Annotated in this window: 6 protein-coding genes and 1 other RNA gene; 6 read left to right on the top strand and 1 reads right to left on the bottom strand. The window is 62.3% G+C overall.

Annotated elements, in window-relative coordinates; translation table 11 throughout:
• Positions 1-2: 2 nt before the first annotated feature.
• A complete protein-coding gene (locus tag HNW77_RS16955; RefSeq protein ID WP_172159258.1) occupies positions 3-443 on the top strand; it encodes a hypothetical protein in 441 nt (146 codons plus the stop codon).
• Positions 444-639: 196 nt separating this feature from the next.
• Positions 640-1,104 carry an SMI1/KNR4 family protein gene (locus tag HNW77_RS16950; protein WP_306665924.1) on the top strand — a complete coding sequence of 155 codons (465 nt, stop codon included), beginning with the start codon at positions 640-642 and terminating at the stop codon, positions 1,102-1,104.
• Positions 1,105-1,150: 46 nt separating this feature from the next.
• On the opposite strand, the gene HNW77_RS16945 is transcribed toward HNW77_RS16950, so the two are convergent.
• Positions 1,151-2,107: an alpha/beta hydrolase gene (locus tag HNW77_RS16945; protein ID WP_172159256.1), complete on the bottom strand. Its 957-nt coding sequence runs from the start codon at positions 2,105-2,107 to the stop codon at positions 1,151-1,153.
• Between the two features lie 93 nt (positions 2,108-2,200).
• On the opposite strand from HNW77_RS16945, the gene rnpB reads away from it, so the two are divergent.
• From rnpB to ftsL, 4 genes are all read left to right on the top strand, one after another.
• Positions 2,201-2,614: RNase P RNA component class A (gene rnpB, locus HNW77_RS16940), an RNA gene on the top strand.
• Positions 2,615-2,936: 322 nt separating this feature from the next.
• Positions 2,937-3,410 (top strand): division/cell wall cluster transcriptional repressor MraZ, encoded by a 474-nt coding sequence (mraZ, locus tag HNW77_RS16935; RefSeq protein ID WP_172159255.1) that lies wholly within the window; start codon positions 2,937-2,939, stop codon positions 3,408-3,410.
• Positions 3,407-4,408, top strand: coding sequence for a 16S rRNA (cytosine(1402)-N(4))-methyltransferase RsmH (gene rsmH / locus HNW77_RS16930; RefSeq protein ID WP_172159254.1), 1,002 nt, complete (start codon positions 3,407-3,409; stop codon positions 4,406-4,408). Before mraZ ends, rsmH begins: the two co-directional genes overlap by 4 nt.
• On the top strand, positions 4,405-4,733 hold a 329-nt coding region (gene ftsL / locus HNW77_RS16925; RefSeq protein ID WP_456306036.1), incomplete at its 3' end, for a cell division protein FtsL. The genes rsmH and ftsL, both read left to right, overlap by 4 nt.

Below are 4,733 nucleotides of genomic sequence, written 5' to 3'. Positions count from 1 at the left end.
GCCTGAGCGTAACCGGCGCGCGCCTGACCCGCAGGCGCGCGCCGGTTACGCTCAGGCAGCGCATCATCCGCCGCGTGCTCATGCTCATCCCCATGGCGGCCCTCGTCATCCTCGTGGGCCGCATGGGGTGGCTGGACCAGGCCGCCGACAAGCTGACCTTCTCGCGCACGAGCTGGTTCGACAACACGGCGCTTGTCGAGCACTTCCGCACCATTGTCACCCATAACGGCATGACGGCGGATGCGAAGGACTGCCTGCTCTTTGTGGTCAACGGCAACGACCCGGCCGATGCCACCCGCATCCAGGTCATGGAAAAGCATTCCGGCAAATGCCCTGGCGATCGCAACACGCTGCCGCTGCTGTTCACGCTGCGCATCGACCGGCTGGACCAGAAGGCACTGACGGATTGGCAGTCACCCGGCATGTTCCACCCGCTGCCTTGAAAAGGCAGTGATGAGAGACAGCCTGAAAACAACTCATTGATAAAAAATGATAAAAGTTTTTGGGTGCTGCCTTTTTTCAAAAAGGCAGTGTTCTTTGAAGCTTTTTGAAAAAAGCTTCACCAAAAACTTTCTTATGATTTCTGGATGTTTTTCGGGCTAACTTTCCAAACAGTCCCTTATTTTTTCGGGCCGAGAAATGATAAAGATCAGCCATGCAAAATCCATGCCGTCCCCAAAGGAAATAGTGGCAGTGGAGGCTCGTATCGATGCCATTTTCAATAACGAATATTTACAGTTTATCAGGCAGCATAACGGCGCTGAAATCAGGAATGGATATTATGACATTTCCGAACAGATAAGTTCTTATGTTCGATATTTTATAGAAATAGAAGATATTGCCAATGATATCTCCCTCATGGCAGACGACGAGATATCACAATATTTCTTCCCATTTGCGATTGGCAGCGGCGGCACGTACTTCCTGATGAAAAAGAAAGGCGACGCCTGTATATATTATTATGATAGCGACTACATGGGCCATGACGCGATATCGAAAATTGCCCAAAGTTTCAATACGTTCATGAATAATATCAAAAGCGATACTGAAATCAGAATAGAAGGCACCCATAAGGTCGTGCAGGTTACCACAGGGAAACCCTGATCCCGCGCCTGCTTCAGCCCGGTTCCCCGGAAACTGCTCCCGTTTGTCAGCCCTGCCCGCGCAGCACGCGCCGCAGAACATGGGCGCCATATTTTATGGCAGCACGGCCTGCGGGCAGAAAGGCGTAGAAATTGAGGAACCCATGCACCGTGCCGCGCCAGGTGCGGGTTTCGGCCCGGCCGCCGGCCTGCTGCAGGGCGCGGGCGTAGCCGGTGCCTTCATCATGCAGGGGGTCGCATTGCGCAAGCCCGATCACGGCCGGCGGCAGGCCCGCGAGCGAGGGCGCGAAAATGGGCGCAAGCCGCGGGTCATGCAGGTCGGCAGGCGTGCGGATATACTGCTCGGCATACCATTCCATCAGCTTGGTGGAGAGCACGTAGCCCGTGGCATAGGTCTCGCGGGAGGGGACATCACGCTCCCCATACAGCGAAGGATAATAGAGCAGTTGCATGGCAAGCCTGGGGCCGCCCCGGTCTCGCGCCATCTGGGCCAGCACGGCGGCCAGCGTGCCGCCCGCGCTGTCACCCGCAACGGCAATCGGGCCGCCCCAGCGATGCGCCTCGCCCGCCAGCCATTGCAGCGCCGCCCAGCAATCCTCCACCGCATGGGGAAAACGGTTCTCGGGTGCGAGGCTGTAATCGATGGACAGCACCGCCGCCCCTGACTGCCGCGCCAGCCTGCAGCATATGCCGTGATGCGAATTCAGCCCGCAATGCACATACCCGCCCCCATGCATGAACAGCACCACCCCATGCACCCGGCCATAGGGCACGTACAGCCGGGCGGCCACCAGGCCGTCACGCCCCGGCACGCGGCAGTTGATCACGCGCCGCACCTGTAGCGAGGACAGCCTCATGGGAAAACATGGGCGGTCGAGCCTGCGGCGCATGTCCTCCAGCGTATGGGGCTCGACGTTACGCCGCCGCGCGTGCCACCAGCGCATGCCACCCAGCAGTGAGCGGGTGAGCAGGCCAGGGCGGGAAGCGGCGGTTGAATCGGGCATGGAGCGCCTTTCCGGCTGAAAAACGGATTGAAAGAATACAGCCCCCTCATTTATCGCTTGACGCTACGCGCATGCACCGCCAGTTTCCGCATGCCAGACGGTCGGACGGTCGCTGCCACGTGGTCATTCACGTGATGGAGGAAAGTCCGGGCTCCACGGAAAAACGGTGCCGGCTAACGGCCGGCGGGGGCGACCCCAGGGACAGTGCCACAGAAAACAGACCGCCCTCACGGCGGCGCGCGCAGCAATGCGGGCGACGTAGGGGGCAAGGGTGAAACGGTGCGGTAAGAGCGCACCGCATGCATGGTAACATGGATGGCAGGGCAAACCCCACCGGGAGCAAGACCGAATAGGAACGGCGGATGGGCCGCAAGGCGCCATCAGGGGTTTTTCCGCCCTGTCGTTCGGGTTGGTCGCGTCAGGTGCGCAGCAATGCGCATCGCAGAGGAATGATCGTCCCGCCCCGCAGGGGGCGGACAGAACCCGGCTTACAGACCGTCTGGCACTCCTCCCCTTTCATGATTCAACCGCCTTGCGCGGGGTATTCTACCCAGAGTTGTTTACAAGTATTAAGACTAAAGAACAAACCATAAACAACGCACATTCCTGCCATATTGCGCATGACCGGTACGGTTTTACATGCCCCATCACCCACCTGTGCTGCAATAACTGTATTTTTCGGCCATCTTTCCTGCATCTTTAATTGACCCCCCATAAAATCCCATGTTATCCCATGCTCACACCAGATTCAGAAAGGGGCGCACCAACAGGCGCCACGGGGGCTGAGCGCTGGGTTTTCTAAATTTGCCGAGGGAGGGCATCGCGCAGCGTGAGTGTATTCCTGGGCACACACCAGAACCGGCTGGATGCAAAGGGGCGCGTTTCCATTCCCTCCGCATTCCGTGCCGCGCTGCGTGCCCGGGCCAAATCGGGCGAGCCGCTGGCCATCCTGCGTCCGTCCCATCTGCATCCCTGCCTCGAGGCATGGCCCGCTGATGCTTTTGCCGCACTGACCCGCCCGCTGGATGAAATGGACATTTTTTCCCAAGATCATGATGACCTGGCCACCGCCCTCTATGCCGATGCCTATCCGTTCGAGGCTGACCGCGAAGGCCGCATCCTGCTGCCCGAATCCCTGCGCGCCCATGCGGGCCTGACCGACCAGGCCACCTTCATGGGGCTGGGCCGCACCTTCCAGATCTGGGAACCACAGGCCGCAGCCGCCCGCCGGGCCGATGCCCGCCTGCGCGCCCGTGGCCTGACCGCGGGGCGGGGCCTGCCGCCTGCGGGTTCGCCGTCATGAACGCCCCCTTCCCCCCGCACGACCCCGGCCACGTGCCCGTGATGCTGGCCGAGGTGATGGAATACCTCGCCCCGCATGATGGCGGCCGTTACGTGGATGGCACCTTTGGCGGGGGCGGCTACGCGCGCGCCATCCTGGCCAGCAGCAATTGCCGGTTGTGGGGCATTGACCGCGACCCCAGCGCCATTGCGCGCGGCGAGGCGCTTGCCCCCGCCTTCACCGATGATGATGGCGGCACGCGGCTGCACCTGCTCCATGGCGGTTTTGCCGAGATGACGGCCCTGCTGGCGCGCGATGGCGTAACGAAGGTGGACGGCATCGTGCTCGACCTTGGCGTGTCGTCCTACCAGATCGACGAGGCCGCGCGCGGCTTCTCCTTCCGCATGGATGGCCCGCTTGACATGCGCATGAATGACACGGGGCCAACCGCGGCCGATGTGGTCAATACCCTGCCCGAGGAAGAACTGGCCGACATCATCTACCATTATGGCGAGGAACGCCTGTCACGCCGGGTGGCGCGCGCCATCGTGAGCGCGCGCGCCGAAGCCCCGCTGCTGCGCACGACCCAACTGGCCGACGTGGTGCGCTCGGTCGTGCGCCCCGACCGTTCGGGCATCGACCCCGCCACCCGCACGTTCCAGGGGCTGCGCATTCACGTCAATGATGAACTCGGCCAGATCCGCGCCGTGCTGGAACAGGCCCCCAGCCTGCTGGCGCCGGGCGGGCGGCTGGTTGTCGTCTCGTTCCATTCGCTGGAAGACAGGCTGGTCAAGCAGGCCATGCTGCGTGCTGCCGGCCGCGTGCCCGCTCCCTCCCGCCATGACCCACGCGCCATGACCGAGCGTACGGGCCCAACCGGCTTCAAACTCCTGACCGGACGCCCCATCCGGCCGGGAGAAGAAGAAACCCGCCGTAATCCACGTGCACGCAGCGCAAGACTGCGCGCGATGGAATGCATTGCCCCCCCATCCATCGCAGCATCGGAACCTGCCGCATGAGTCGGTTAGTCACGCTTCTCTTTGCCGTGGTGGCGGCTGTGTCCGGCCTGTTTCTGTATAACAAGAAACAGCAGACCACGGCCCTTGACCACCAGATTGCCCAGATCGTGGAGCAGACGGAGCGCACCCGCGCGCAGACCGCCATGCTGCGCGCCGAATGGGCCATGCTGAACCAGCCCGACCGGCTGGCCACGCTGGCCAGCCGTTACGACAAGGCGCTCCAGCCTGTCGCGCCCACGCAGTTCGTGCAGATGTCGGCGCTGGGCGCTCACCTGCCACCCGTGGGCGTGCCGCCGCACCACCCCGTGCCCGCCCCCCGCGCCAC

The sequence above is a fragment of the Komagataeibacter melomenusus genome, from assembly GCF_013155395.1.
Classification (GTDB): Bacteria; Pseudomonadota; Alphaproteobacteria; order Acetobacterales; family Acetobacteraceae; genus Komagataeibacter; species Komagataeibacter melomenusus.
Note: the sequence above shows the minus strand (reverse complement) of the source record. Positions and strands in the feature narration are given on the sequence as shown.